This is a genomic window from Nocardia sp. NPDC051321 (assembly GCF_044455225.1).
Classification (GTDB): Bacteria; Actinomycetota; Actinomycetes; order Mycobacteriales; family Mycobacteriaceae; genus Nocardia.
On the sequence record NZ_JBITEM010000017.1, the window covers coordinates 122,881 to 149,029 of the forward strand.

At 66.1% G+C, this 26,149-nt stretch carries 31 protein-coding genes and 1 pseudogene; 14 read left to right on the forward strand and 18 right to left on the reverse strand.

Features of this window, described 5'->3' with window-relative positions; translation table 11 throughout:
* Positions 1-12: 12 nt before the first annotated feature.
* The gene (locus ACIA8C_RS35295) at positions 13-321 is read left to right on the forward strand and encodes a hypothetical protein (RefSeq protein WP_397142372.1); all 309 of its coding nucleotides are present in this window, start codon (positions 13-15) and stop codon (positions 319-321) included.
* On the opposite strand, the gene ACIA8C_RS35300 is transcribed toward ACIA8C_RS35295, so the two are convergent.
* Positions 318-1,325 carry a GlxA family transcriptional regulator gene (locus ACIA8C_RS35300; RefSeq protein WP_397142374.1) on the reverse strand — a complete coding sequence of 336 codons (1,008 nt, stop codon included), beginning with the start codon at positions 1,323-1,325 and terminating at the stop codon, positions 318-320. The genes ACIA8C_RS35295 and ACIA8C_RS35300 overlap by 4 nt on opposite strands.
* Positions 1,326-1,398: 73 nt before the next feature.
* On the opposite strand from ACIA8C_RS35300, the gene ACIA8C_RS35305 reads away from it, so the two are divergent.
* Entirely contained in the window at positions 1,399-2,256 is an 858-nt protein-coding gene (locus ACIA8C_RS35305; protein WP_397142376.1) for a dienelactone hydrolase family protein, read from the forward strand.
* A gap of 65 nt (positions 2,257-2,321) precedes the next feature.
* On the opposite strand, the gene ACIA8C_RS35310 is transcribed toward ACIA8C_RS35305, so the two are convergent.
* From ACIA8C_RS35310 to ACIA8C_RS35320, 3 genes are read right to left on the reverse strand one after another with little or no spacing between them, the layout of a single operon-like run.
* Positions 2,322-2,930, reverse strand: coding sequence for an NADPH-dependent FMN reductase (locus ACIA8C_RS35310; RefSeq protein ID WP_397142378.1), 609 nt, complete (start codon positions 2,928-2,930; stop codon positions 2,322-2,324).
* Positions 2,927-3,121: an MbtH family protein gene (locus tag ACIA8C_RS35315; RefSeq protein WP_397142380.1), complete on the reverse strand. Its 195-nt coding sequence runs from the start codon at positions 3,119-3,121 to the stop codon at positions 2,927-2,929. The genes ACIA8C_RS35310 and ACIA8C_RS35315 overlap by 4 nt, the downstream gene beginning before the upstream one ends.
* 13 nt (positions 3,122-3,134) lie before the next feature.
* Positions 3,135-3,575, reverse strand: coding sequence for a hypothetical protein (locus ACIA8C_RS35320; protein WP_397142381.1), 441 nt, complete (start codon positions 3,573-3,575; stop codon positions 3,135-3,137).
* Positions 3,576-4,325: 750 nt separating this feature from the next.
* Here ACIA8C_RS35320 and ACIA8C_RS35325 point away from each other — a divergent pair.
* The gene (locus tag ACIA8C_RS35325; protein ID WP_397142584.1) at positions 4,326-4,715 is read left to right on the forward strand and encodes a MarR family winged helix-turn-helix transcriptional regulator; all 390 of its coding nucleotides are present in this window, start codon (positions 4,326-4,328) and stop codon (positions 4,713-4,715) included.
* Positions 4,716-4,718: 3 nt separating this feature from the next.
* On the opposite strand, the gene ACIA8C_RS35330 is transcribed toward ACIA8C_RS35325, so the two are convergent.
* Together ACIA8C_RS35330 and ACIA8C_RS35335 are read right to left on the reverse strand one after the other, a co-directional pair.
* A complete protein-coding gene (locus tag ACIA8C_RS35330) occupies positions 4,719-5,213 on the reverse strand; it encodes a phosphoribosyltransferase (protein WP_397142383.1) in 495 nt (164 codons plus the stop codon).
* Positions 5,214-5,303: 90 nt separating this feature from the next.
* A complete protein-coding gene (locus tag ACIA8C_RS35335; RefSeq protein WP_397142385.1) occupies positions 5,304-5,681 on the reverse strand; it encodes a hypothetical protein in 378 nt (125 codons plus the stop codon).
* Between ACIA8C_RS35335 and ACIA8C_RS35340 the strand changes: the two genes are divergently transcribed.
* A complete protein-coding gene (locus ACIA8C_RS35340; protein ID WP_397142387.1) occupies positions 5,665-5,805 on the forward strand; it encodes a hypothetical protein in 141 nt (46 codons plus the stop codon). The genes ACIA8C_RS35335 and ACIA8C_RS35340 overlap by 17 nt on opposite strands.
* On the opposite strand, the gene ACIA8C_RS35345 is transcribed toward ACIA8C_RS35340, so the two are convergent.
* Entirely contained in the window at positions 5,802-6,227 is a 426-nt protein-coding gene (locus ACIA8C_RS35345; RefSeq protein WP_397142388.1) for an NUDIX domain-containing protein, read from the reverse strand. The two genes, ACIA8C_RS35340 and ACIA8C_RS35345, sit on opposite strands and share 4 nt — an antisense overlap.
* Positions 6,228-6,543: 316 nt before the next feature.
* On the opposite strand from ACIA8C_RS35345, the gene ACIA8C_RS35350 reads away from it, so the two are divergent.
* Entirely contained in the window at positions 6,544-7,398 is an 855-nt protein-coding gene (locus tag ACIA8C_RS35350) for an endo alpha-1,4 polygalactosaminidase (protein WP_397142390.1), read from the forward strand.
* Positions 7,399-7,691: 293 nt separating this feature from the next.
* Positions 7,692-8,045, forward strand: a complete 354-nt coding sequence (locus ACIA8C_RS35355; RefSeq protein WP_397142392.1) for a hypothetical protein — start codon at positions 7,692-7,694, stop codon at positions 8,043-8,045.
* Between the two features lie 6 nt (positions 8,046-8,051).
* Here the strand turns inward: ACIA8C_RS35355 and ACIA8C_RS35360 are convergent, their stop codons facing one another.
* The 3 genes from ACIA8C_RS35360 to ACIA8C_RS35370 all read right to left on the reverse strand — a co-directional run bounded on the left by ACIA8C_RS35360 (position 8,052) and on the right by ACIA8C_RS35370 (position 10,740).
* A complete protein-coding gene (locus ACIA8C_RS35360; RefSeq protein WP_397142394.1) occupies positions 8,052-8,396 on the reverse strand; it encodes a hypothetical protein in 345 nt (114 codons plus the stop codon).
* Positions 8,397-8,502: 106 nt separating this feature from the next.
* The gene (gene aspS / locus ACIA8C_RS35365) at positions 8,503-9,786 is read right to left on the reverse strand and encodes an aspartate--tRNA(Asn) ligase (protein ID WP_397142396.1); all 1,284 of its coding nucleotides are present in this window, start codon (positions 9,784-9,786) and stop codon (positions 8,503-8,505) included.
* A gap of 216 nt (positions 9,787-10,002) precedes the next feature.
* Positions 10,003-10,740 carry a DUF6882 domain-containing protein gene (locus tag ACIA8C_RS35370; protein WP_397142398.1) on the reverse strand — a complete coding sequence of 246 codons (738 nt, stop codon included), beginning with the start codon at positions 10,738-10,740 and terminating at the stop codon, positions 10,003-10,005.
* A 171-nt stretch (positions 10,741-10,911) separates the two neighbouring features.
* Between ACIA8C_RS35370 and ACIA8C_RS35375 the strand changes: the two genes are divergently transcribed.
* From ACIA8C_RS35375 to ACIA8C_RS35385, 3 genes are all read left to right on the forward strand, one after another.
* Positions 10,912-11,361 carry a helix-turn-helix transcriptional regulator gene (locus tag ACIA8C_RS35375; protein ID WP_397142400.1) on the forward strand — a complete coding sequence of 150 codons (450 nt, stop codon included), beginning with the start codon at positions 10,912-10,914 and terminating at the stop codon, positions 11,359-11,361.
* 5 nt (positions 11,362-11,366) lie between these two features.
* Entirely contained in the window at positions 11,367-11,777 is a 411-nt protein-coding gene (locus ACIA8C_RS35380) for a VOC family protein (RefSeq protein ID WP_397142402.1), read from the forward strand.
* A gap of 280 nt (positions 11,778-12,057) precedes the next feature.
* Positions 12,058-14,478 (forward strand): ATP-binding cassette domain-containing protein, encoded by a 2,421-nt coding sequence (locus ACIA8C_RS35385; RefSeq protein WP_397142404.1) that lies wholly within the window; start codon positions 12,058-12,060, stop codon positions 14,476-14,478.
* A 96-nt stretch (positions 14,479-14,574) separates the two neighbouring features.
* Here the strand turns inward: ACIA8C_RS35385 and ACIA8C_RS35390 are convergent, their stop codons facing one another.
* On the reverse strand, positions 14,575-15,597 hold the full coding sequence (locus ACIA8C_RS35390) for a fused (3R)-hydroxyacyl-ACP dehydratase subunits HadA/HadB (protein ID WP_397142406.1): 1,023 nt from the start codon (positions 15,595-15,597) through the stop codon (positions 14,575-14,577).
* Positions 15,598-16,199: 602 nt separating this feature from the next.
* Positions 16,200-16,727: pseudogene (locus ACIA8C_RS35395) on the reverse strand (YbhB/YbcL family Raf kinase inhibitor-like protein); the annotation flags it as partial.
* Positions 16,728-16,871: 144 nt separating this feature from the next.
* Between ACIA8C_RS35395 and ACIA8C_RS35400 the strand changes: the two are divergent.
* Complete coding sequence (locus ACIA8C_RS35400) at positions 16,872-17,567, forward strand: GntR family transcriptional regulator (RefSeq protein ID WP_397142408.1); 696 nt, start codon at positions 16,872-16,874, stop codon at positions 17,565-17,567.
* 33 nt (positions 17,568-17,600) lie between these two features.
* Here the strand turns inward: ACIA8C_RS35400 and ACIA8C_RS35405 are convergent, their stop codons facing one another.
* Entirely contained in the window at positions 17,601-18,497 is an 897-nt protein-coding gene (locus ACIA8C_RS35405; RefSeq protein WP_397142410.1) for an NAD(P)H-binding protein, read from the reverse strand.
* 68 nt (positions 18,498-18,565) lie between these two features.
* Between ACIA8C_RS35405 and ACIA8C_RS35410 the strand changes: the two genes are divergently transcribed.
* Complete coding sequence (locus tag ACIA8C_RS35410) at positions 18,566-19,393, forward strand: LysR family transcriptional regulator (protein WP_397142412.1); 828 nt, start codon at positions 18,566-18,568, stop codon at positions 19,391-19,393.
* A gap of 25 nt (positions 19,394-19,418) precedes the next feature.
* On the opposite strand, the gene ACIA8C_RS35415 is transcribed toward ACIA8C_RS35410, so the two are convergent.
* Positions 19,419-19,625 carry a DUF397 domain-containing protein gene (locus tag ACIA8C_RS35415; RefSeq protein ID WP_397142414.1) on the reverse strand — a complete coding sequence of 69 codons (207 nt, stop codon included), beginning with the start codon at positions 19,623-19,625 and terminating at the stop codon, positions 19,419-19,421.
* 361 nt (positions 19,626-19,986) lie between these two features.
* The gene (locus ACIA8C_RS35420) at positions 19,987-20,781 is read right to left on the reverse strand and encodes an alpha/beta hydrolase (protein WP_397142416.1); all 795 of its coding nucleotides are present in this window, start codon (positions 20,779-20,781) and stop codon (positions 19,987-19,989) included.
* A gap of 234 nt (positions 20,782-21,015) precedes the next feature.
* Here ACIA8C_RS35420 and ACIA8C_RS35425 point away from each other — a divergent pair, with 234 nt between their 5' ends.
* On the forward strand, positions 21,016-21,483 hold the full coding sequence (locus ACIA8C_RS35425; RefSeq protein WP_397142418.1) for a hypothetical protein: 468 nt from the start codon (positions 21,016-21,018) through the stop codon (positions 21,481-21,483).
* Positions 21,471-21,776 carry a transcriptional regulator gene (locus ACIA8C_RS35430; protein WP_397142420.1) on the forward strand — a complete coding sequence of 102 codons (306 nt, stop codon included), beginning with the start codon at positions 21,471-21,473 and terminating at the stop codon, positions 21,774-21,776. The genes ACIA8C_RS35425 and ACIA8C_RS35430 overlap by 13 nt, the downstream gene beginning before the upstream one ends.
* Positions 21,777-21,839: 63 nt before the next feature.
* On the opposite strand, the gene ACIA8C_RS35435 is transcribed toward ACIA8C_RS35430, so the two are convergent.
* Together ACIA8C_RS35435 and ACIA8C_RS35440 are read right to left on the reverse strand one after the other, a co-directional pair.
* Positions 21,840-22,529 (reverse strand): class I SAM-dependent methyltransferase, encoded by a 690-nt coding sequence (locus ACIA8C_RS35435; protein ID WP_397142422.1) that lies wholly within the window; start codon positions 22,527-22,529, stop codon positions 21,840-21,842.
* A 7-nt stretch (positions 22,530-22,536) separates the two neighbouring features.
* A complete protein-coding gene (locus ACIA8C_RS35440; RefSeq protein ID WP_397142424.1) occupies positions 22,537-24,003 on the reverse strand; it encodes a carboxylesterase/lipase family protein in 1,467 nt (488 codons plus the stop codon).
* Between the two features lie 68 nt (positions 24,004-24,071).
* Here ACIA8C_RS35440 and ACIA8C_RS35445 point away from each other — a divergent pair, with 68 nt between their 5' ends.
* On the forward strand, positions 24,072-24,653 hold the full coding sequence (locus tag ACIA8C_RS35445; protein ID WP_397142426.1) for an NAD-dependent epimerase/dehydratase family protein: 582 nt from the start codon (positions 24,072-24,074) through the stop codon (positions 24,651-24,653).
* 98 nt (positions 24,654-24,751) lie between these two features.
* Here ACIA8C_RS35445 and ACIA8C_RS35450 read toward each other — a convergent pair whose 3' ends face one another.
* Positions 24,752-25,714, reverse strand: coding sequence for a methyltransferase (locus ACIA8C_RS35450; RefSeq protein ID WP_397142428.1), 963 nt, complete (start codon positions 25,712-25,714; stop codon positions 24,752-24,754).
* Positions 25,715-26,149 lie beyond the last annotated feature (435 nt).

Sequence of the window (26,149 nt, forward strand, 5' to 3'; positions counted from 1 at the left end):
GGGAGTAGACAAATGGCAGGCATCGTCGAGGTCGACACCAACCAGCTGCGGAAAGCGGCAGTGGAGAGCGACGGGATCCACGACAGCATCTCGCGCACGCTCGGCACGCTGCGCGGCGTGGTGAGCGGCGCTGGCTCCCCTTGGGGCAATGACAGTTTCGGCAAAAAGTTCGCCGACGGCGACAAGGGCTACCTCGCGGCCCGCGAGAACTTGCTCGCCGCCATAGAACAGATGGCGACCACGTTCGATGGCTACGCGAACGGCCAACGGAGTGCCGCCGACACCATGGACGCGATGGAAGCAGGCAACGCCCAACGCTAGCTGGCGCCTGTCCGGCCCATATCGGATTCGGCCGCGCGCGTGCGGGTGGCGGTTGGTGTCTCACCGGTGTACCGACGATAGACGCGGCGGAAGGCGGCCGGATCGGCGTAACCAACCTGGCCCGCGATGGCGTCGACGGGTTCTCGGGTGGTGGTGAGCAGGATCGCGGCCTGCCCGACCCGCAGGCGATGCACGTACTCGGTAGGAGACACGCCGAGCCGGTCGCGGATGCGCCGAGCCAGGGTGCGCGGCGAAACCGCTGCGGCCCTGGCTAATTCGTCGATCGAGAGCTGCCGGTTCAGGTTGGCGTGCACGTGCTGCTGGACCGTGCGCAGCGCCGGGTCGGTGGCGCGTAGATGCTCGAGCACCATGTATCGCGACTGTGACATGCGTGCGTCGAGCACCAGATAGCGGGCCACCTGCTCGGCGAGGGCGCCACCGCCGAGGCGGGCGACCAGCCGCAGCAGCAGGTCGGTGTGCGCGAAAGCGGCACCGGCGGTCAGTATTTCGCCGCTGTCGACGACCATACGATCGGCGTGCAGCGCGACATCGGGGAAGCGGCGGGCGAACAGCGGAGCCAGCCACCAGTTGGTGGTGGCGGCGCGGCCCGACAGGAGTCCGGTGGCGGCGAGCACGAAGGTGGCCGAGCAGGAGGCGGCCACCGTCGCGCCGGAATCGGCGGCCCGCCGGATGGTTTCGAGGGCCAGCACCGTCTCGCGTCGGGTCAGCAGTTCCTCGACGCGCGCTTCGGTGGCGGCGCCGGGGCCTGGTATCACCAAGACGTCGCCGGTCCCGAATGTGATTGAGGCGAACGGGGTTTCGGTATCGACACCGATGAGTCGCCCGCCACCGGATCGGATCGATGACCCGTCGATGGATACGACGCGCTGGCGCAGCGCCCCGCCCGGCGGGTCACCGGCGAGCTCGGCGGCCGTATCGACGATATCGATGCCCAGGCCGAGTGCGCCTTCGAGCACACCGTCCAGCGCGAGGTGCGTAATCATCTGGCGAGATTAGACCGAACAGTGGCGACATCGCCAATGGTGAAGGGCCGATCTGGTGCGGCAGGATCTCGGTGTGCAGCAAACTCTCCCGCAGGACTCCCGCGACGATGACCTCGCCGATTTCACGCCGCGGCCGATCACGCTCGATGGAATCACTCGCACGGTCTATGTCAGTGGCGCCGGACCGGCGGTCATCGTGATGGCGGAAATGCCCGGCATCAGCCCCGATGTGGCGCGTTTCGCCCGCTGGGTGCGCGATAGCGGGCTCCGGGTCTACCTGCCCGCACTGTTCGGCCGCGACGGCGCCTATCCCGAGGCCGAGGCCGGCATGCAGGTGTTCAGACGCGCCTGTGTCAGTGCGGAATTCCGGGCCTTCGGCGCGGGCACGTCCAGTCCGGTTGCGGTGTGGCTGCGTGCCCTTGCGGCCTTTGCCCACAACGAATGCGGTGGTCAGGGCGTCGGTGCGGTGGGTATGTGCTTCACCGGCAATTTCGCGCTCACCATGATGCTCGAATCCGCGATGCTGGCGCCGGTGCTGTGCCAGCCGTCGCTGCCGCTGGACGAGCCCGGTGGTTTGGAGATCTCGCCCGGGGAGCTGGCGGCCGTTCGCGAGCGGCTCGATCGCGAGGATCTCGTGGTGCGGGCCTATCGTTTCGAGGGCGACCGCTTCTGTACCGAGCAGCGTTTCGCCGCCTATGCCGCGGCGCTCGGCCCGCGCTTCGAGTCGCGGGTGCTGCCCGCCGATGCCGCGAATTCCGATTCGCCGCCGTTCTTCTCGCAGATCATCGGCTGCCCGCACAGTGTGGTCACCGCGCATCTTGTCGACGCGGCGGGCGAGCCGACCGTCGCGGCCCGCGACGAGATCATCACCTTCCTCCTGGAACGACTCACCGAGACCGAGTCGCCCCGCCGAGACACGACCACTATCTAATACACAGAAGTGTCCAGCCGCGGGGCAACACGGTACGGCGCGTTCGGCCGCAGCAACCCGGACAGTTACCGGACGGCCCAGTCACGCGACTCGGCTGCGCGAGATGCCGAGCGTCGACGGTCGAGTGCGAAGTCCACCACTTGGCGGCTCACCGTTTCCAGTTGGGCCGCAATGGTGGGATCGAGGCAGCGGTCCCCGTTGTCGAAGGTCGGCTCGGTGGTATTGAGTGTCGCGCCGTAAGCGGTGGGCCAACCGCGCAGGGCATGCACGATCGACCGGAGCGCGCAGAGCGTGGTGCCGCCCGCCTGCCAGCCTGCCGCGGTCACCACGCAACCGATCGCTTTGCCGTCCAGATATTCGTCGGCCCGCAGATCCTCCAGATAGTCCAGCGCGTTCTTCACCAGCGCCGACACCCCGCCGTGGTAGCTCGGGCAGGCCAGTACCAGGCCGTCGGCGGCTCGTACGGCCGTGGTGAGCCGCACCGCGGCGGCCGATCGCTCCGCCCGGTCGACCGGATAGTGCGGCAGCCCAGCCAGATACGCTCCGTCGAAGGTGAGCGTGCGCGCCCCGGCTCGTTCCGCGGCCAGTAGGACGGCCCGCAGCGCCCGGTCGGTAGTCGACCCGATCCGGGTGGTGCCGCCGATCCCGACTATCAGGGGTCTCGCACCGGTCATGCGCTTTCCATTCGTTCACGCACGCTGAGCGGGCGCATATCGGTCCAGATGCTATCGATGTGGTCGAGGCATTCGTCCTCGGTTCCGGCGAAACCGATGGCCCGCCAGCCTGCGGGTATCGGCCGCGTGGTTTCCCAAATCGAGTACTGCTCTTCGTGATTCACGACGACCAGATAACGGGTCTCGTTCATGGTTTGTTTCCTTTCATTTGCGGGTGTCCTTGACGACAGCCCCGTCCTTGACAACCAGCACCAGGTAGCGCTCGCGGGAGGTGAGCGTCTCGAGCAGCAGCGGGGCCGCGTCACGCGAATCGCACGTCTCGACGAGCGCGAGTACGTGCCGTGCGACGTTGGGCGAGATCCAACCGCCACCACGCGCCACCGCCTCTATCGCGCGCACGATCTCATCGTCGCTGTCGATGTCCCCGCGCACGATTCCGTGCGTCGAGCCGGCGATCCGCACCAGGTCCGGCACATCCTTCGCGCCGATCACCAGTATCGTGGCGACCGGTGCCATGGCGCGCCCGGCCCGCAGTGCCCGGCAGCAGGCCACCGCGACATCGGGCCTGCGCTGCCCGAGCGCTTCCGCGATATCGTTACCCGGCGATCGGCGCATCGCCGTACGAATCCGGGTACGCCAATCCATGCAATCGATGTCCATCGCGATGTGGATCAAGGTTCGCTCACCCCGTGTCGCATCGTGCGTCCCCCTTCTCGAGGTCGCCCTCTCGCCGAGATATACGCACTGTGGTTACACAACGTTCACGTCGGGGTCTGAACGAGATTCGCTGCGGCTCAGCAGGTCCCGCATCGATGCAGCGAGAGGGTGTACCGGAAGATCGAATCGGGTTCCGGCTGTCCGTATTTCGAGCGCGCACTCGGTGATCGACCTCGCCTTGCTGTGTGCATGTGGTAGCTGAAGGGCGGCACCCGCAGGTGCCCGCATACCCGACACGATCTGAATTGCTCTTTGGTTCAGCGGATTACGCAGATTCCGGTGTACCCGACCGTTCCCGGTACGCGAGTGGACCATCTCGCTCTCCGTCGCAGACGAACCGGCGAAAATGCTCCGGTATGAAGTGCGTGGGCGTGGTGGGTTGCGATGGCGCTCCGATCGGTAGGCCTCGGCTCCGGAGGCGCCACCGCCGGGCTTGCGCCAGCAACGATTCGGACGCCCGTCCTCGGACCGTCGGACCGAGACCGTAAGAGCACGCATACCGTGGCAAACTCGCTGGCGTAAGGTGATTGAATGCCCGAAGTAGCGCATCCCAGTTCCGCGGTGCGTGTCGAACCGGCCGCAGCGCCGGGCACCACCGCAACCCCCGGGGATTCCGACCACGACCTGCTGTCGTTGGCGAACCAGCTGTGTTTCGCCCTGTACTCCACGTCACGCTCGATGACCGCGGCCTACCGGCCGTTCCTCGAGACGATGGAAATCACCTACCCCCAGTACCTCGCCCTGCTCGCGCTGTGGGAACGGCCCGGGATGACGATGAAGGAGCTTGGCGAACAACTGCGCCTCGACTACGGCACCGTCTCGCCGCTGATCCAGCGGCTACAGTCGCACGGCTTCGTGGAAAGCGTGCGCAGCGCCCACGACCGCCGCTCGGTGGAGCTCCGCGCGACCGACGCGGGCCTCGCCCTGCAACGTCAAGCCCGCGAGATGATCGAGTCGGTGATGGCGTCGGTCGGGTATCCGATCGACACCCTCATCGCCCTGCGCGATCAGGTCAACGCGCTCGGCGAACGCCTCGACGCGATCGCCGAGGGGCGAAAGGAACGCTGAGCGTCAGGCGTCGAGCACCTTGATCTGTCGCTGCACCACCGGCGGCTCGGTGGACCACGGGAAGTTGATCCAGCGGTCGGTGTGCTTCCAGACGTATTCGCACTCGACCTCCGAGCGCGGCTTCTGATAGATCACCGCGCAGCGGACCTCGGCGACGTGATGTTCACAGAAGTCGCGCACCAGTTTGAGGGTGGCGCCGGTGTCGGCCACGTCGTCGGCGACAAGCACGGTGGCACCGGCCAGGTCGACCGCCTGCGGCACCGGCGGCAACATCACCGGCATATCGAGGCGCTGGTCGATGCCGGTATAGAACTCCACGTTCATCACATGCAGGTTCTTCACGTCCAGCGCGTAGCCGAGCGCGCCCGCGACGAACAGCCCGCCACGGGCGATCGACAGGATCAGGTCGGGCTCGAACCCGTCGTCCGCGATCGTGGTCGCCAACTCCCGACTCGCCGAACCGAACAACTCCCAGCTCAGCACTTCCCGATCCGCCATGGATCCTCCATCTCCCTCGTCGCGACTGCGCACAGAGCATACGAGTAGCAACGATGTGGCCGTCCGCACGGTCCGCCCGGGCGGCTCGGCTCAGGAGTAGAGGTCTTCGATGTCGGCGGCGTAGCGGTCGTTGATCGGCTTGCGGCGCAGCTTCATGGTCGGGGTGAGCACCTCGGTACCCGGCTGCCAAAAGTCGGGCACGATGCTGAACTTCTTGATCTGCTCGACCCGCGACAGCTTCGAATTCGCTTGTGCGACAGCGTCGGCCACGATCTGCCGGACCCCGGGATCCTTGGCGAGCACGGCGGCGTCGATGGCGACGCCCGCCTTGTCCGCGTACACCGCGGCCGCGTCCTGATCGAGCGCGATGAGCGCGACGTTGTACTTGCGGTTGTCGCCGATCGCCACGGCCTGGCCGATCAACGGCGCGAACGCCTTGATCCAGCTCTCGATGTTGCTGGGCGACATGTTCTTTCCGCCCGCGTTTGATGATGAGCTTCTTCTTGCGGTCGACGATCCGCAGGAAGCCGTCGTCATCGAGGGCGCCGATATCGCCACTGTGCACCCAGCCGTCGGCCACGTCGTCTCCTAGACGCTCTCAGCTGCCCGCAACTGCGCAAACCAGGTCATGATGGATCGCTTGTAACCGTCCGGCATGTTCAGACCAGCTATCTCCGATTCGGCGAACAACCCGACCTCTTTGTGTTCATCGGAGAGCACCGGCTCAGCGTCGGTGTCCGGGGAGCAGCCATAGGTCACGATGAACACATGCCGCTCTACCTCGTTGATGTGGTAGATCCATGAGTCCAGGATCGGACCGGTAGTGACCGGCCACTGCGTCTCCTCGGTGATCTCACGGGCTACGCATTCCTCGGGGGTTTCGTCGGTTTCGATTCTGCCACCGGGCAACTCCCATTCTTCCCGCTCGTTTTTCAGCAGGAGCACCTGCCCGTCACGGACGACCACGCCCTTGATGGATATCGAGTACATGTGTGGCACGTATCCGGAGGTCATGTGCGCGACGCTAGCACCGGCCAGGTCTGGTGGCGCGGTGGTTGGCTTTGGCAGTTTGTCAGTGGACACAGCAAATCGGCAGGGCGCACGGTTTGAGCCATGTTCGTTGACTTACAGCAGGTTTGGACAACAGGGGTAGCAGGTGGGCTCGCTGCTGGTACTGGAGGCAGCGTCATGAACGTCGACTGCGCCACGGTGAGAGTGCCTATCCAGTTCGAGAACGGTTCGGACGAACCGAACGACTACCCCGTGGCCGGAAATCTCGATATCTCGGCCGTATCTACCGCTCCGCTGCCTGGTGAACAGTAAGAACTCGATGGACGGTTCGGAAGTGCAGGTTTTACTGTGCCACTATGACTTTCGCTCGAACCCCGCGTCGTTGGCTGAATACGACTGTCTTCGCCGCTGTCGTGACAGCCGTCGCGGCGTGCTCCTTCGGGTCCGCCGCGGCGGACCCAGGACCGTGGTGGCATCCGGAGAAGGGGCTCAGCTGGCAGTGGCAGCTGCACAAGGAGCCTGTCGACACCTGAATCACGCGCAGGTCTATGACATCGACCTGTTCGAGAACCCGGCGTCGACCGTGAAAACCCTGCACGACCAGGGACGCAAGGTTATCTGCTACATGTCGGGCGGTTCCTGGGAACCGTATCGGCCCGACGCCGGCGACTTTCCGGACAGTGTGAAGAGCGGCCCGGTCCCCGAGTGGGACGACGAGCGGTGGCTCGACGTCAAGCAGATCGACGTGCTGAAGCCGTTGATGGCGAAACGGATGGATCTGTGCAAGCAGAAGGGGTTCGACGGCGTGGAACCGGATTGGGCCGATCTGCACAATCAGGACACCGGGGATCTGGTGATCACCGCCGCCGAGCAGCTGGCGTACAACCGCATGCTGGCCGGCCTCGCGCACGATCGTGGGCTCGCCATCGGGTTGAAGAACGACCTCGACCAGGTTTCAACGCTGTCCGGGCTGTTCGACTTCGCGGTCAACGAGCAGTGCTTCGAGGAACGCGCGACCTGCGCGAAGCTCACACCCTTCATCGGCGCGGGCAAACCGGTGTTCCATGCGGAGTACAACCTGAAGCCCGCTGACTTCTGTGCCGACGCCACTCGCCTCGGTTTCTCTTCCATCAGGAAGAATCGCGAGCTCGACGCCTGGCGTGGAACCTGCTGATTACTGGGCTTTTCCGTCACTAAAGACGGTGACCTTTACCCGGTGCGCGACGCCGATAAACATTGTGCCGGTATTCACCGACGCGTTTTGGGGGAATTTCTATCCGGCTTTTCAGTGGTAGAGATTCCGCCGCGACACCCGGTTTCAAATCGGACAAAGCGTCGCCCGATTCCGCTACGGTTCGCGCTATCGCGTGTTACCTCGAACCCTTATGGCCGCGTCGAAGCGCACTCCGACAGGTGCCCGCGCGTACTGCGGCCGATGGACCGACACCGTACAGAATGGGGATTGTCATGCGCTTTCGCCCGGCCCGGATCGCAGCCCTCGCAGTGTTGTTCATCGCGGCGGCCGCCGGCCTGACCGCCCTCGCCTCGGCCGCCATCGCGGACGAGCAGTGGACGTATGTCTGCGACGACATCGAGGAGCCGGGGGAGGTCGGCGCCAAAGGGACCGGGAACTGCCAGGCCGACAACGGCGCGCCGCAAACCGGGCCGATCAAACAGAAATTCAAGCTGCACCAGCGCGGCGTGCAACCGAAGCCTGAGATGGTGGCCGTCTGCGAGGGCGAATCCAAGAACGCCTACGGTGAGGCGGCCCTGCCGGGACGGGTCGACGGATTCGGTTGCTACGTCTACGAAATGCGCTGAATCCCGTTACTTCGAGCCACGCTTGAGCCGCTGCATCGCCGCCAACCCGGCGGCGGACAAGTCGGGCCACGGCGGGCGGCGGAACACCGCGAGCGTCGCGATCACCGCCGCCGCCAGCCCGATGAACTCACCGAACAGCGCCACCCGGGTGGTGTCGACCGCGGACTCCCACCGCACGGTGCCGTCGTGGATGACGAAGATGCCGAGCGGTGCCGCCGCGAACGGCCCGCCACCCACCCTGGTGGCGGTGATAATGGTGGAACCGTCGGAGGTTTCATACGGTTCGCCGAATACCGGCACACTCGTCGCACCCGGCTCGAGTCGTCGCACCGACCTACCGATGATGGTCATCTTCCCCACTCTCACCACGTTTTCCGCGATCTCACAGGCAGCCCACCCACCCACTGACCCCCACCGTACCGCCAGCGGCCAGCGGCAACTCTCGAACGGAGCGAGCTCACGGCCGCAAGCGGTGGATGTCTCGCGGGAACAGGGTCGCCTGCCGGATGTTGTCGGCCTCGATGAGGCGCGTGACCCATCGCTCCAAGCCGATGGCGAAACCGCCGTGCGGTGGCATACCGTGGCGCATCGCTTCGAGGTAGGGGCCGTATTCGGCGGGGTGTTCGCCGCGTGCGGCCAATGCCTCGAGGTAGTCGGCGTGGTTGTGCAGGCGTTGACCGCCGGTGACCAATTCGAGTCCGCGGAACAGTAGGTCGAACGAGTTCGTCCAGCGTGCGTCGCTCGGTTGTGGGTGGGTGTAGAAGGGTCGTTTGACCGCCGGATATCCCTCTACCGCAAGGAAATCCGAATCGAACCTGGACTTCGCCCACTCGCCTAGGCGGCGTTCGTGCTCGGGGGTGAGGTCGGGCTCGGTGGGTGCCGCGCCGACGAGTTCGAGGGCCTCGCTGAAGTGAACGATCGGGATCTGCTCGGGCACGAACGGCAACTCGGCACCGATGGTTCGCACTGCTGCCCGGGCTTTTTCGCTGATCGAGTCGACCATCGCGGCGAGTGTGTCACGCAGCTGGCCGAGTACATCGCGATGGTCGCGGATGAAACCGAATTCGACGTCGAGCGAGACGTATTCGGCGAGGTGTCGCGCGGTGTCGTGCGGTTCGGCGCGAAAGACCGGGCCCACTTCGTATACCCGCTCGAACACGCCCGTGAGCATCTGCTTGTACAGCTGCGGCGACTGGGCGAGATAGGCGGTCGACCCGAAGTAGTCCAGCGCGAACACATTCGCGCCGGACTCGGTGGACTGACCGACGATCTTCGGCGTGCTGACTTCGGTGAATCCGGCACCGTCGAGGTGGCGGCGGAAACCAGACATCGAGGCGGCCGCGATCTGCCAGACCGCCCGCCGGGTGGGGTGACGCCAGCTGATCGCGGCGTGGTCGAGCGCGGTGGGCAGGGTGACGCCGAGACCGGGTCGCCACAGCTCGATCGGCGGCGGCTCGGCCGCGGCGCCAAGTGGGTGCACCGTCGGGTCGGCGATCTCGACGCCGCCGGGTGCCTTCGAGTTCGCGATCGCCGTCCCGGTCACCCGGACGACTGTTTCCTCGGGTAGACCCGAAACCTGTTCGCGGACTTGCTGGTCGGTCACCACGGCCTGGGCGAGGCCGGAGCGGTCGCGCAGCACGACGAATGTGACGGTCGCGAGTTGCCTGCGCCGGTGTATCCATCCTTCGACGGTCACCGATCCGCTACCCGCGTGCAGGGCCGAACAGAGCGTGCGTGGCATCAGTTTCACCTCCTGGTTGCTATCCCCGGGAGGTGTGGGCGATCGGGTCCGTCGCGGTGCCACCACACCTTCGCAGCGCGATGCTCGCTGCCTCTGCTGGTCGAATTTCTCAGTCGGTGACCGGCCGGCGCGGCTCGGAGTTCGTCACGCTCGTCAGCGCCGCGTTTCTGATCTTAGCGGGCTGAATCCATTGCGCGAGCGATTAACGACCGGTGCTCACGACTGGTCGCCGCTCGACGAGGACATGGTCGTCACGAGCCCCTTCGCGTTGAACGCGACAGCGACTTCGACACCTCTGCCCGCGATCTGCAACGTCGAGGAATCGTGGTTGAACATGGCGTTCATGCCGCGTTGGGTTGCGTAGCTGTGCAGGGCGCGGCGGTGATCAGGGAGTCCGAGTTCGAAGACGCCATTGAGTGTGCGCATGGTTCGTGACGGCTCGGGGGCGGGCAGCGCGAGGTCGGGGTGCTCGATCAATACCGCTAGCCGGGTGCCGCCACCGACATCGCAGCTGTACCAGGTCCAACTGCCGGATACCGATTTTGCGAGCTCACCCATCAGCCAGGCAACCCGACTCGGCGCGGCCGGCGACCCTGGTAGCTCCGCGAACGGAACCTCGGCGCTGTGCAGCGCCGAAATCCCGTGCCGCAGCCCATAATCGCGAACGGAGCGGGCCAATTCGGTCACCTCCGGTGGATACCAATCATTGTTCGCCCAACTCCACAGCCAGCTCCGCGGTCCAGGTGCCGCCGTTCCGAGCACGTGAAACCGCGTGCACGCCATCGGATGATCGCCGAAGAACTCGAACCGAGGTGGTTCATAACTGACCTGCCACCGATGCTCACCAAGGACCTCTTTGCTGTGCTGTTGATGTTCAAAAGACATCAACGCGGCATCATCGAGTAACTGTTCCAGCGTTGGTGATTCGTGGTCGAGATAAGCGGTCACAACCATGAATCCTGTCGTACCGCACGACGCCGTGCACGCCCATAGAATTAACGTCCATTGTTTTCGTGCGGAATTGGGTAGGTCGAATCTTCTGGCGAATTTCGACCGGCGGCTCCGAAGGCAAACGCCGCACGAATCAGCTGGGCAATTCCCGCACGACATGGCACGATCGGAGAGGTGACCAGCAGTTCCGCCGAAGCGCCGCACCTGCGCGACCTCGCGCGGCTGCGTCGCGTGCGCGACCGCATCGACCGGGAGTACGCGCAACCACTCGACGTCGAGGCATTGGCCCGCGACGCGCACATGTCGGCCGGGCATCTCAGCCGCCAGTTCAAGCTCGCGTACGGCGAAGCGCCGTACAGCTATCTGATGACCCGGCGCATCGAGCGCGCGATGGCGCTGCTGCGCCGCGGCGACCTCAGCGTTACCGAGGTGTGCTTCGCGGTCGGCTGCTCGTCGCTCGGCACCTTCAGCACCCGCTTCACCGAGCTGGTCGGGGTGCCGCCGAGCACCTACAAGCGCGACGCGGCGGAGGAGACCGCCGGGATGCCGTCCTGCGTGGCCAAGCAAGTCACCAGACCGATCAGGAATCGAGAAGCGCAGGCGACCGCGCCGGAATTAGCCTGATCACCATGAACATCACTATTCAAGCGAGCTTCCTCCCGCAGAACGACCCGGACGCCGCCATCGCCTTCTACCGCGACATCCTCGGCTTCGAGGTCCGCAACGACGTCGGATACAACGGGATGCGCTGGATCACCGTCGGTCCCGCCGACCAGCCGGGCACCTCCATCGTGCTGTACCCGCCCGCCGCCAGCCCCGGCATCACCGACGACGAGCGCCGCACCATCGAGGAGATGATGGCCAAGGGCAGCTACGGCAGCATCCTGCTGGCAACCAAGGATCTGGACGGGTCGTTCGAGCGGCTGCAGGCCAGCGATGCCGAGGTCGTCCAGGAGCCAACCGACCAGCCTTACGGCGTTCGCGACTGCGCGTTCCGCGATCCCGCGGGCAACATGGTCCGCATCCAGCAGCAGAGCTAGTTCACCGAACTCGGCGCAGGGTGGACGGGTCGAGATCGCGAGCCAGTTCGATCGGTCGCGATGCGTGCGAACTCCGTCCCCCAGCGGCTGACTTACCAGTCCCCAGCTCAGCGTCGGTGTTTCGTTGATCGGTAGGTACCCGGCCCGCCGGTGCGGCCGGGTCCGCGCGCGGGCAAAGCGAGCAGTGCTCGATGAGGGACACCCGCCGGATAGTGTCCGCGCGCCGCACCATTCGTCCGAACCCGGCTAGCAGTACTGACTCAGGTTAAATGGAGACATCATGAGCATCGCCGCGAAGAAAAAGGGCACCACGTCGACCGCGCTGCCCGCCGACAGTCACGATCTGATCCGCGTGCACGGGGCCCGCGTGAACAACCTGCGCGACGTCAGCATCGAGATCCCGAAGCGCAGGTTGACGGTGTTCACCGGCGTCTCCGGCTCGGGCAAGAGCTCGCTGGTGTTCAGCACGATCGCCGCGGAATCGCAGCGGCTGATCAACGAGACCTACAGCTCCTTCGTGCAGGGTTTCATGCCGACGCTGGCCCGGCCCGAGGTGGATGTGCTCGACGGGCTGACCACGGTGATCACCGTCGACCAGCAGCGGATGGGTTCGGATCCGCGTTCCACGGTCGGCACCGCCACCGATGCCAACGCGATGCTGCGCATCCTGTTCAGCAGGCTCGGCAAGCCGCATATCGGTTCGCCGCAGGCATATTCGTTCAACGTCGCCTCGATCAGTGGCGCCGGCGCGGTGAGCATCGAACGTGCCGGGCGGACCATCAGGGAGCGGCGCAGCTTCAGCATCACCGGCGGCATGTGCCCGCGGTGCGAAGGGCGGGGCTCGGTCTCCGATATCGACCTCACCCAGCTCTACGACGACTCCAAGTCGCTCGCCGACGGCGCGTTCACCATTCCCGGGTGGAAGTCGGACAGCTTCTGGACGGTCCGGGTCTACGCCGAGTCGGGCTTTGTCGATCCGAACAAGCCGATCAGCAAGTACACCAAGCGGGAACTCAACGACTTCCTCTACAAGGAGCCGGTCAAGGTCAAGGTCGACGGCGTCAACCTCACCTACGAGGGGCTGATTCCGAAGATTCAGAAGTCGTTCCTGGCCAAGGACAAAGAGTCGATGCAGCCGCACATTCGGGCGTTCGTGGACCGGGCGGTCACCTTCACCACCTGTCCCGACTGCGACGGTTCCCGGCTCAGCGCGGAGGCACGGTCCTCGAAGATCAAGCGCAAGAACATCGCCGACCTCTGCAAGATGGAGATTCGCGATCTCGCCGAATGGGTTCGCGCGCTTGATGAGCCATCGGTGAAGCCGTTGCTGGATTCGCTGGTGCACACGCTCGATTCGTTCGTGGAGATCGGGCTGGGTTACCTCTCGCTCGAGCGGCCGTCGGGCACGCTGTCGGGCGGAGAAGCCCAGCGCGTCAAGATGATTCGCCATCTCGGTTCGGCGCTCACCGACGTCACCTACGTGTTCGACGAGCCGACCATCGGCCTGCACCCGCACGATATTCAGCGGATGAACGATCTGTTGCTGCAGTTGCGGGACAAGGGAAATACGGTGCTCGTGGTCGAGCACAAGCCGGAGACGATCGTCATCGCCGACCACGTCGTCGACCTCGGTCCCGGTGCCGGTTCGGGCGGTGGCACCGTCTGTTTCGAGGGGACCGTGGACGGGCTGCGGGGGAGCGGCACCATCACCGGCCGCCATTTCGACGACCGGGCCGCGCTGAAGGAGACGGTGCGAGAGCCCAAGGGTGCGTTGGCGATCCGTGGCGCGTCGGCGAACAACCTGCAGAATGTCGACGTCGATATTCCGCTCGGGGTGCTGTGCGTCGTCACCGGTGTCGCCGGTTCCGGCAAGAGCTCGCTGGTGCATCGGTCGGTGCCATCGTCGGAGGGCGTGGTCGCAGTCGATCAGACGCCGATCCGCGGTTCGCGGCGCAGCAATCCGGCGACGTACACCGGGTTGCTCGAGCCGATCCGCAAGGCGTTCGCAAAGGCCAACGGGGTGAAGCCCGCGCTGTTCAGCTCCAATTCCGAAGGCGCGTGCCCCAATTGCAACGGTGCCGGGGTCATCTACACCGATCTGGGGATGATGGCGGGCACCGCCAGCACCTGCGAGGTGTGTGAGGGCAAGCGATTCGACGCGTCGGTGCTCGACTACCACCTCGGCGGCCGCGACATCAGCGAGGTGCTCGCCATGTCGGTCACCGAGGCCGAGCAGTTCTTCGGCGAGGGCGAAGCACGCCTGCCCGCGGCGCACGCCATCCTCGAGCGACTCGTCGATGTCGGGCTCGGCTACCTGACCATCGGCCAGCCCCTCACCACCCTGTCCGGCGGCGAACGCCAGCGCCTAAAGCTGGCCACCCACATGGGCGACAAGGGCGGCGTCTACGTCCTCGACGAGCCGACCACCGGCCTGCACCTCGCCGACGTGGAGAACCTGCTCGCCCTGCTCGATCGCCTCGTCGAGTCCGGCAAGTCGGTGATCGTCATCGAACACCACCAGGCCGTGATGGCACACGCCGACTGGATCATCGACCTGGGCCCCGGCGCCGGTCACGACGGCGGCAAGATCGTCTTCGAAGGCACCCCCGCCGACCTCGTCGCCGCCCGCTCCACCCTCACCGGCGAGCACCTCGCCGACTACGTCGGCACCCCCAACAAGCCCTCGCGGGCCCGCAAGTAGCTGGTCGACTGATCACGGGGAATCGGTGTTGGTATCGGCCGAGAGGCCAACAACACACCGATTCCCCGTGATCGCTTGTCCAGTAGTGTATTTCGCTCAGGCGAGGCGGACGTTGGCGGTGGCGAGGCCGAAGACCTTGCGGCCCGCGGATTTTGCGACGATGACGATGACCGCGGTTCTGGTCTCGGGGTCGAGTGACTTGACGCGGCCGGTGAATTCGACGTTGCCGACGGATCGGGCGTCGATGACGGTGTAGCTCGACAGGCGCACCCCGTACCTGGTGAGGGCGCCCGGGTCGCCGAGCCAGCCGGTGACGAAGCCCGCGCCGAGGCCCATGGTGAGCATGCCGTGGGCGATCACGTCGGGCAGACCGGTGAGGGTGGCGACGTTGTCGTGCCAGTGGATCGGGTTCGCGTCACCGGCTACTCCGGCGTAGTTCACCAGGTCGCCCCGGGTGAGTTGCGCTGTCCGAGGCGGGAGTTCGGCACCGACGGCGAGGTCTTCGAAGCGGATGGTGGTGTGCGGGAGCCGCGTTCGGGAAACTTCGGACAGGCTCGGAACGGGTGTCGGGGCCATCGGCTGGTCGGCCGCGACTCCCGTTGCCCGGGAAGGTATTTCGACGCCGTGCATAACCACGCGCTCGATCACGTCGCTGATTCCCGCGGCGACGTTCTCGCCGGTGATGCCCGCGAGGGTGGTGTGCATGACCTGCACGACCTCGCCCGTCTGGTCGGTGAAGGTGTTCTTGACGGTGAGCAGATCGTTGCCCGCCACCCGGCGCACCGAGGCGAGTTCGACGTCGCTGACCAGCCGGTCGCCGGTGACCACCGGCTTGTGCATGTCGAAGACCTGATCGGTCTGCACGAATACGTCGTACCCGGTGACGACGGTCTCGAAGAGCTTGCGGTTGGCCAGCATCGCGGGGATCGAGAAGAACGTGGTCGGCGCGACCAGACCGGCGTAGCCGAGTTCGCTTGCCGCGTCCTCACTCCAGTGCACGGGATGGAAATCCTGTACCGCGCGGGCATATTCGCGGATCTTTTCCCGGCCGACCTCGTAATAATCGTCGACCCGGTAGTGATGCCCCACCAGGGTGGCCACCTCGAACGTCGCTTCCATCAAGCCGCTCCTCGCGTTTGGATTCCTCGGGCATCGTAATCGGCACCTGCGGAACCGAATCCACGAGTGGAGAGTTTCCGGTCGCGGCCCGGCATGCGCGCCGCGACCGGAAGTGCCTCAGGACAGGGTACTCAGGCGGCCCGTCGACGGACGGTGCGCTCGAGGATGCCGAGGGTGGCCCTTAGTGCGGACTCGGGGACCACCGGGAAGGTGAGGCGCTGCTTCCACTTCTCGTCGATCTCCGACCAGTCGTAGAACGACGTGACGAGGGTGCCGTCCTCGACCGGCTCCAGCCGATAGCCGTAGATGTGGCGGACGGGCGGCCGGATCTGGCCCTCGACGGTCCAGGCGATCTCCTTGCCGGGGGTGAACGAGGTGATGACCACCTCGACGTCGTATTTGCCAAGGGGGAAGTCTCCCAAGGCTTCTCGGTCCATGTGGACCAGGAACCGGTCGCCGGTCTGCTCGACCGGTTTGCCTTCGGCGTCGAGCAGCATGCCCGAGGCGTCGATGTCCACGTGCCCCTTCGGGTCGGTCAGCACCGCGAAGATGGCGTCGGCGGCGGCCGGGATGAGCCGGGAAACCTCGATCCGTTGGGCGCCAGGCGTTTCCGCGGTGGCGGTCAGGACCGCGCGGCCGAGGGTGTGGCCGGACATGGTGAAGCCGAGGACGGCCGGGGTGGCGTCGGCCGGGACGCCGATCGACTCGACATCGAGGGCGTGCACCACGACGAAGTAGCGATGTGGGCCGTGCCCGGCCGGCGGCGCGGCGCCGATAAAACGGGCGGTGCGGGTGTCGTTGGGCAACTGGAAGGCGCCCTCGGGCAGGCCGGAGCCGGTGTCGTCGCCGGCGCCCTCGGGTAGTTCGGTGACGTCGGCGGGGATGTCGGCGACCGCCCAGTGCCAGAACCCGGAACCCGTTGGGGCGTCCGGGTCGTAGACGGTGACGGCGTAACTCTTGGTGCCTGCCGGCGCGCCGCTCCAGGACAGCTGCGGGGAGATGTCTTTGCCGCCGGGCACGCCGGCCGAGAACTGCTCGGGCGACCAGGCGGCGCCGTCGGCGACGGTGGCGCTGGTAACCGTGAAGGTTGCCGCCTCGGGGAGGCGAGCGAAGGGGTCGTTGGCGCTCATCGCGTCTTTCCTTTCAAGCCATGCTGTGGAGTGGCGGATGCGGCTGATGGAGGCCCGCAGCGTCCCATGGAAGCGACGCCATCGCCACTAGATCGACACTAGCACAGATAATCGATTATTGCTTAGATCATCTATACTCAGCACATGACTCGGATGGCCCCCGCCTCGACCTCGTCGGGGAAGCAGATGCTCAGCGAGCAGATCTACACCCACCTGCGGGACGCGATCTTGCGCGGCGACTACGCCCCCGGCGACGCCCTCAAACCGCAGGACCTCGCCAAGGAGCGGGGCGTGAGCCTGGCCGTCGTGCGCGAGGCGCTCGTCCGGGTGGTCGGCGACGGACTGGCCGACCGGCTGCACAATCGCGGCTTCGTGGTCCCCGCCTTCTCCGATCGCCGCTGGCAGGACATCGCGGAGGCGCGCCGGACCATCGAACCCGCGATGCTGCGCATGTCGATCGAGCGCGGCGACATCGACTGGGAGGCCCGGGTCCGAGCCGCCCACCATCGCCTGGTGCGCACCCCGGCGTTCGTGCCGGACGGGGGCGAGTACTACAGCGAAGCCTGGTCCGAAGCGCACCGGCTCTTCCACCGCACCCTGGTGGAAGGTTGCGAAAACCCGGTCCTGCTGGTGACTTTCGACCGGTTGTGGATCGCGAGCGAGCTGGCACGCCGCTGGTCCGGACACCGCAACCCCGGCCGCGACGGCGCCGAGGAACACCGCAGGCTGGAGGCGGCGGCGCTGGCTCGCGATGCCGACACCGCCGCCGAGACATTGACTCGGCACCTCACCTTGACCGCCGCCGGACTGATCGGCGATGACCCGGCGCGGGACGCTTGATTCGCTGTGGCAAGGCTCCGACGACGTTAGGGCTCATCCCTGGACCGCGGGCTTCAGAACCGTTGCGCACCAGTCGCGGAAGGTCGTCGGACTCGTGGTCTGTGGTGTGCGCGGCACGTCGTTGTCGAGCCCGTCGTTCTTGGCGCACATCATGTCGACGAGGCCCTGCGCGTGTGCGTCGCCGACGCCGTAGCGGGTGAGCGTCGCGCGGAAATCGTCGATCGACAGTCGCTGGTAGCGCACCGGGCGGCCGAGCACGTCGGACATGATGCGGGCCATGTCGTCGGCCGAAAGATCCTCGGGTCCGAGCACGGGGACCTCGCCCGTTCCCGTCCACGTGCGGTCGAGTAGCAGACCCGCGGCGGCCGCGGCAATATCCCGGATCGCGACGACCGGGGCCTTATGGTCGGCCGTGACGATGTCGGTGAACACACCGTCGTCGCGGATCGAAACCACCTGCCGCAGCAGGTTATCCATGAAGGACGGGTTGGCGAGCGCCCGGTAGGCCACGCCGGAGCCCGCGATGACGTCGTCCATCGCCAGCGACGCGGTCACATGCCCGGCATGCCCCGCGACGGGTGTGCCGCGGCCGAGCGCCGAGACGCCGACAACGTGCCCGACCCCGTGTGTCGTGAACGCCTTCGCGGCGGCATGGGTGAATTCGGCAAACACCGCATCCAGGCTCGGTGCCTGCGGGTTCGGCGGGACCAGCCAGAAAACGGCGTCCGCGCCCGCGAAGGCCCGGTCGACGACGTCGGCGTCGCCGTGCGAGCCGGTTACGACATCGACGCGGGCGCGGACCGCCTCGGGAAGCTTGCCGGGGTCGCGCACGATGACGCGCAGTTCTTCAGTGCGAGTTGGGCTTTCGTTGAGCAGGAGGTCTAGGGGCGTGCTGCCGATATTGCCGGTGGGGGCGGTGATGACGATCATGGTTCGAGTCTCGGCTCGGTGACCCGCGACCGTCCAATACCCTTTCCGGCAATTGATACCCTGGAGGTATGGATCTCGATCTGCGCAAGCTCCGCTACTTCGTCGAGGTGGCCGAGCATCGGCACTTCGGCCGTGCCGCGGAAAAGCTCTACATCGCCCAGCCGGTGCTCAGCCGTCAGATCAGGGCTTTCGAGCAGGAGCTCGACTGCGCCCTGCTGGTGCGGACCACCCGCAGCGTGGAGTTGACGCCCGCCGGAAAGCGGCTCTACGAGGAGGCGCAGGGGATTCTCGCGACCGTCGACGCGGCGGTGCGGCGGGTGCACGACATCGATCGAGATGTCCGCCGGATCGTGGTCGCCTTCGCCGCGGGACTGCATGTGTCCGAAGCGATTCGGGCGTTCGCGGCACGTCATCCGGACGTGGAGACGGACCTCGTCCCGGCGCGCTGGTGGGACCCGGCCGCGCCACTGCGGGACGGCCGGGCCCAGGTCGGCTACCTGCGCCGGCCGTTCGACGAAACGGGGTTGCGAACCATCCCGATAGGCGACGAGCCCAAAGTAGCCTGCATGCCCGCGAGCCACCCGCTGGCCTGCCGTGCCGAACTCGCCCTCGCGGACCTCGACGGCGAGCGCATGCTCGACGCACCGAACCGGCGGACGAGCTCATTGGAAGAGAAGTTCGAACTCATCGCCGCCGGGCACGGCATCGGCTTGATCCCACAGAGCGTCGCGCGAGCCTACGCCCGCCCCGACCTCGTCCACCGCACCGTGACCGACGCCCCAAAGATAGAGCGATGCTTGGCCGTCGCCACGGACCGGCGCGACAGTGTGTTGCGCGACTTTCTCGACATCGCCACGACGACACTGCGCAACGCCGAGCAGCCAACTCTGCCTTGACGGGTAGAGCACCCGGCGGGACCGATTACGCGGCGTTGAACTCGCCTTCGGCCACCAGGGCGGTGAACGCATCCCACACGTCGGGGGCAAACACGAGGGCCGGTCCGGCCGGATTCTTCGAGTCCCGGACACCGACCGCGCCGCCCGCCACGAAGGCCACCTCCACGCAATCCTTGGAGGCACCACTGCGACGGCTCTTGAACCACTGCGCGCCGGACAGGTCTACGTTCACGGGCATACTCCTTTGTGATCCTGAGAATGAGAGAGTGCGGCTGATGCCGCGTCCACGATAGACACAATCCGAGTCACGATACGACCCAGTACCACCCCCGCGCTACCCTGATTCCCGCACTCCCCAACCCAACGGAATCGATACCGGCGCAGGGTTACTGGGAAAAGTCCGCTTTGCGCGTTTTCGAAATACCGCGCGCGCAACGTGATCCCGTGGAATCATCCCGCGCATTTTTTATGCTGCCGCGCATGAAATAGTCAGCGACATTGTGTGCGGCGCACGAATCACTGCGCGGCGCTATCGATAAGAGCTTCCGGCCCAACCAATATTATGAGGGCTCTTGGGTATTCGAGAGCGATACCTAGTCTGTATTCGCGAGATGCCGTTGGAACCAGGCGATTAGTGCGGCGTCTACGTCGCGGGCTTGGGGGAGTTGGGGGGCGGGGTCGATGCCGGGTTCGTCGGCGAGTGGGTGGGCCAGACCGGGGATCGGTTGGAGTTCGGCGGTTTGTCCTATCGCGTCGACGAGGTCGATGGCGTCGGTGCGTAGTGCGGGGTGGTCCAGTTCGCCGCTGACGACCAGTAGTGGCGCGCGGCTGATTGTGTCTGCCTTGGCGACGAAATCCATACTGTCGACGGCTTTTTCGGATTCCGCGTCGTAGGGGTACTCGCCGGGGAACAGGTTGACCACGGAGCGCATTCGGATGGCGGCGTTGACGACGGCGGCCGCGAAGATCGGGATGTCGGTCTCGGCGAGAACGCGCAGGGCGACGGCACCGCCCAGTGAGCCGCCGAGTATGCCGATTGGGCCGTCATCGACCGGCAGTTGTTCGCGGATCGACGCGAGCGCGGCCGGAAACTCCTCGGTCGCCTGGCGGACGAAGGGGTACAGGAAGGCCATCAGGACGTCCTTGCGCATCAACTCCGCGCCGGCGTCCATGGTGCCGTCGACCATGCGTGCCCCGCACATCGGCATTCCGAGATGCACCCGCCACGCGGGCAGGCCGTTCATCGGCAGCGCGGCCGCGAACGCGGCGTCCGAGCGCGGCGCATCCAGCATGTGCCAGGTGACGATCAGCGGCGTGGCGGCGTCGCCGACCGGCGGAAGCGCGGTGAACGGCACGCCGGCGGCGGTGCCCGTGATCGGTGAGTGCATGGGGGTCACGGTAGGTGCATGGCTGCGCACCGGGAACCGGTTTCGCTATGAGCGGAAGATCGCCGCAGGGTGCGCGGTTCGCATCGGCCACGTGGTTGCCGGAAGGGCAACGGCCTGAGTGTATTTCGGGCCGCTCATGTCGGCCGGGTGGCCGTAGCCGCGGTCGAGAGGCCCCCAAAACTAATGTCAGGAAACTGGTTTCCAATTGGAAACACGATGCAGTACGGTCGGCTCATGCAAGACGCGCAGACACCTCAGCAGGCACTCGACATCGCCGCCGCGGCGACCCGACAGGCGCGCGCCGCCGCCGCTCTGCCCCGGTGGTTACCGCCGGTGACCGGATTGCTGGCCGGTATCACCATCGTGATGCTGTGCACGGCGATCGATGACGGCGGGGATACCGTGCTCACCTGGATCGCAGGCATACTCGGAATCGCCTCGGGCGTGGTGTATTACAAGCTCGCGCAATCGGTGCGCGGTTTCCGGCATGCGCGTGGCGTCATCCCGCTCCCGCTGGCGTGGTGGAAGCAGGAAGTAGTGATGCTGCTGGCGATATTCGCGATACCGACCGAAAGCCTCTCGTATTCGGGCTGGGGTCTATGGCTACGAATCCTGCCCGGCGTGATTGTGGCCGGCTGGATCTGGTACGAGCAGGGACGACCGTGGAAGTCGCGACCGCGGACCGGATCATGGGAGAACTGAACGAGCTGTTCGCCTCGCTGCCGCGCCTGAAACTCGTCGCATTCCTCGACGGCTGCAGCGAGGCCGAATTCCTCGTCGTCACCGAACTCTGCGAGCTGAACAAATCCGCTCTCTCCAAAGCGGCGGCAGTGCTCGAGGCTGCCGGATACGTCTATGTCACCAAGGGCTATGTAGGCCGCAAACCGAAAACCTGGCTCGCCCTTACCCGCAAAGGCCGCACCGCCTATCACGCTCACCTCGATGCCCTCGCCGCGCTCACTCGCAAAGGCACTGAGACCACGTCCGAATCCTGACGGCTCCGATCTGTCAGTCCGAATCTGTCGTGGTGCCAGTATGTTTCGCTCGCGCAGCCTTGGTCAGTAGCCGGCTGAGTTGGCGCTGCTCCGCCGGGTCGAGGTGGGCGATGGGCGACTGGGTGAGCATGGCGGTGCCGAGCTTTCGCCGGACTTCGCGGCCGCGCGGCGGAAGCCGAGGACCGGGTAGTGCGGGTCGGTACCGCCTGGTCGAGCTTGGCCGTGGCCGAGGAAAGATGTCGCCGCGGCCAAGCGGAGGTGGTGGCGGGCGCCGAGGGTGGTGAGGTGAGCGCAGGTGTCTGGGCGTGGTCGGCCTTCGGGAGACCTGTTGTCCGCTAGGCGAACCGCAGCCTCCTTGTCCGCTGTGGTGAGGAAGAGTCCGCCGGGCCGCAGGACTCTGGCCACCTCGGCAAGTATTGGTTCGGCGTCGTCGACCAAGTGCAGCAGCCACACGGCGGTGACCGTGTCGACGGAACCGCTCGGTAGCGGAAGGGCGGTGGCGTCGGCCCGCGCCACTTTGCCCGGTAGCCGCCGGGCCGCGCGACGCAGCATGCCTGCTGAGAGATCTATGCCGACGACGCGGTGTCCGAGGGCGTCGAGTTCGGCGGCCACGATCCCGGTACCGACCGCGAGGTCGAGAACCAGGCTATACGCCGGGATCAGTCCGTTGAGCGCGGCGGCCGCTGCCTCGGCTCTCGGTGTTCCGCCCCGCGTCCGGTCGTAGTGAGCCGCTTCGTTGTCATAGTCGAGCACCACACCATCATGGGGTGTGCCAGAGTTCGCGTTCGTCGGCGCGGGGGTCGGATACCAGTTGGGAACGGGGGGTGTTGAAGGTCATGACGGATCGGGTATCGAGGTCGTAAGGGGTCCAGGGGGTGCGCCCGGCGGCGAAATCTATCCAGGTGTGGTGAATTTCGGAGGCGAGGGTCTGGGGTGGGATGTCGCGGCCGAGCAGCATCGACGTTCCTTCGGCGGTCAAAGTGTCGAAGACGAAGGCTATTTCGATGGCGTGGCAGGCTCGAAGGTCCAGATGGCTGGTGGGCCAGGCGAATTCGTAGACGTAGGCGGTGGCTGCCGCTTCGGCGAGGTGGAGCGTGGGGATACGGAAGGCGAAGTCGGTGAGGATGGCGGCCATCAGGTCGCCGGGGGTCGCGCCGGGGCGGTTGGCCGCGTAGGTGTCGGCGAGGGCCGGGTCGATGCCTCGGCTGGCGAGGACGTTGGGCAGGGCGTCGGCGGGCAGGGCGGTAGTGAGGCCGGTGGGAGCCGAGTAGAGGCGGAATTCGTCGGCGGTTGTCCCGATGATGAGCGGAATGTGGTCGGCCGCGCCCGCGGCGATGGCGTCGACGGGGAGATGGGTCAGGGTGTGGCCGTCGATGGTGGGGTGGAAGGCCATCAGGCCCAAGCCCGCGGCGAGGGTGGATCGGCCCCAGCGGCTTGGGTTTTGGTCGACGGAGAAGTCGGCGATGAGGTTCTGTTCGGCCGCGAGCAGCGCGGGGATTTCGGCGGTTTCGGGGGTGGTGTCGAGTCGACCGGCGAAATCGGCGGCGACCAGGCGTGCGTCGTCGAGGGTGGAGGCGATGGTTCCGTTGCCGCTCTGGATGATCGCGCGATGGAACAGGCCCTCGGTCAAGGGGGAGGCGAGCAGCGTGGCGACGCTCATGCCCCCTGCGGATTCGCCGAAGAGGGTGACCTGGCCGGGGTCGCCGCCGAACGCCGCGATGTTGTCGCGGACCCACTGGAGGGCGGCGATCTGGTCGAGCAGGCCGCGGTTGGCGGGGGATCCGTCGAGTGCGGCGAAGCCGATGGCGCCGAGGCGGTAGTTCATGCTGACCAGGACGACGCCGTCGCGGGCGAAGGCGTGGCCGTTGTACACCGAGACCGCGCTGGAGCCGAGCCGGTACGCGCCGCCGTGGATCCACACCAGCACCGGCAACCCCGAGGCGCCCGGGTCGGGGGTCCACACGTTGAGGTTGAGGAATTCGGGGCCGTCGATGGCCGGGTTGTGCAGGATCGAGCGCAACGGTTCCTGGTAACCGAGCTGTGGTGCGGTGGGGCCGAAGTGGGTGGCGTCGCGCTCGTCATCCCAGCTGGGCGCCGGGCCGGGGGCTTGGAACAGGGAGGCGCCCAATGGTGCTGCCGCGTAAGGGATTCCAAGAAACGCGTGCACTGATCCGGTGCTGCTACCGCGCACCTTGCCTTGCGGGAGGGCCACTACTGACGGGTGCATTCGGATTCCTCACAATCGCCGACGACACCTGAAAGTCTCGCACCAGAGCGGGTCACTAGGGTGAAATGATGCGGATCTTTTTGGCCGGTGCGACCGGCGTGATCGGAACACGGTTGGTGCCGCTGCTGATAGCCGCGGGCCACGAGGTCGCGGGGATGACCCGATCAGCCGCCAAAGCGGACCAGCTGCGCGCCGCCGGAGCGGTCCCGGCGATCTGCGATGTTTACGACCTGGACGCGCTGACCGCGGCCGTCGTTGACTTCCGTCCGGACATGGTGATGCACCAGCTGACCGATCTCCCCGACGACGTCGCGCGGCTCGCCGAGTCGGCCGACGCGAACGCCCGCATCCGCACCGAGGGCACCCGCAACCTCATCGCCGCCGCCCACGCCGCCGGGGCGAAGCGGTTCCTCGCGCAGAGCATCGCATGGGAGCCGGCGCGCGGCGGACAGGTCATCCACGACCACGATGCCGCCGTCCTCGCCGTCGACGGCGTAGTCGTCAAGTACGGCCAATTCTACGGTCCCGGAACCTACTACGAGGGCGAGCTCCCACCACACCCGCGCGTGCACGTGGATGTTGCCGCAGAACAAACGATTCCGCTCCTGGACGCATCAAGCGGCGTGGTGATCATCGCCGACGCCGCCTGACCCGACCGAAGGTTGCCTCCGTCTCGAGGTGGTGCCGACCGAAGGCGCCCTTCATCCCGATAGACGGGTGGCGGGCGCCTTCGGTCGAGCGTCGACGCTCATCGGTCGGCGAGCCGGAATTCGAGCAGACAGCGTTGATCGGTCAGGTCGGTCACCGTGTCCAGAGTCAGGCCGTGTGGCGCGGCGAGCGCGCGGAATTCGTCGATTCGGCGTTCGCGTCCTCCGTACATCACGAGCATGGCCAGGTTGAACGCGCTCGCGGCATGCATCCCACCGACCGGTTCGATGACCAGCACACGCCCGGCGGGCTGTGCGGCTTCCACGCAGCGCCTCAGGATGCGGTCGGCCTGCTCGTCATCCCAGTCGTGCAGGATGTCGCTCAATAAGTAAGCTTCGGCTCCCGGCGGTAGCGGGTCGAAGAAGCTCCCCGCAGTGACCCGCGCCCGCTCGTCGACAGCGTGCGCGCGGAAGGTACGGCGGGCCGCATCGGCGGTCGGTGCGAGATCGACTAGGTGGCCGTGCATCCGAGGATGCGCGGTCAGGATGGCGGCGAGCACGCCGCCGCGGCCGCCACCCACGTCGACGAGGGTGGAAAACCGGGACCAGTCGAAACCTGCGACGATCCGCGGGATCTGCTCGCGGAACCGGTACGTCATCTGGCGGTCGAACGACGCACGGAGATGCGGATATTCGGCCAGGTCGGCCCAGAAGTCCTGCCCGTAGCGGCGCGAGTAGGCCGCTCGGCCGGTGGTGATGCTGTGCGCGAGCTCGACGAACGCCAGTTCGGCGCGACCACCCGCGGTATTCAGATGCAGGAGATCGATGAGGCCATTATCAGCACCGGCGCAGAGGTTGGTGCCGAACTCGGTCGTCCGGTAGCCAGTAGCGGTTCGTTCGACGATGCCGACGGTGGCGAGGTGGTCCAAGAGCAGCTCGAGCGCGACCGGGGCGACGCTGAGCTCGACCGCGAGTTCATCGACGGACGCGCCGTCCCCGAGCATCACTCGATGCCCCGACGCGCACTGGTGGGCCTGAGCGGGTGCCTCGTCTCGGAGACCCACGCGCTATCCCGTGCACGCCAACCACCACAGCCACCGGATCAGCATCGAGCCCAGCGGGAGACGCCGGGCCGATCAAGATGCAGCAAAACCCGATTCGGTGGCGCTGATGTGGTCTACGCCAGGGAAACCGCAGTATTACCGATACATATAGACGAAAAAGTACTCGTTTGGATTATCGTAGGTGCGGCAGGATGCAATGACATCGTAGTACCGCCGATAATCCCGCTCAGACAGGTGACAGTCGTACCAGGTTGCAAATGGACCGACCGAATAGGTGGCTGGTGGCAGGTCCGGTGCAGCTTCTGCAATCTGAACAGATGGAACTATCAACCCCCCTAAAATGCCGACCAGTACAAATAATTTCCGAGGACGAAATAACATTCTTACCTCTCCTTTTCTAGTACTCTTATGCTGACCAACTTCATCATATCTTTT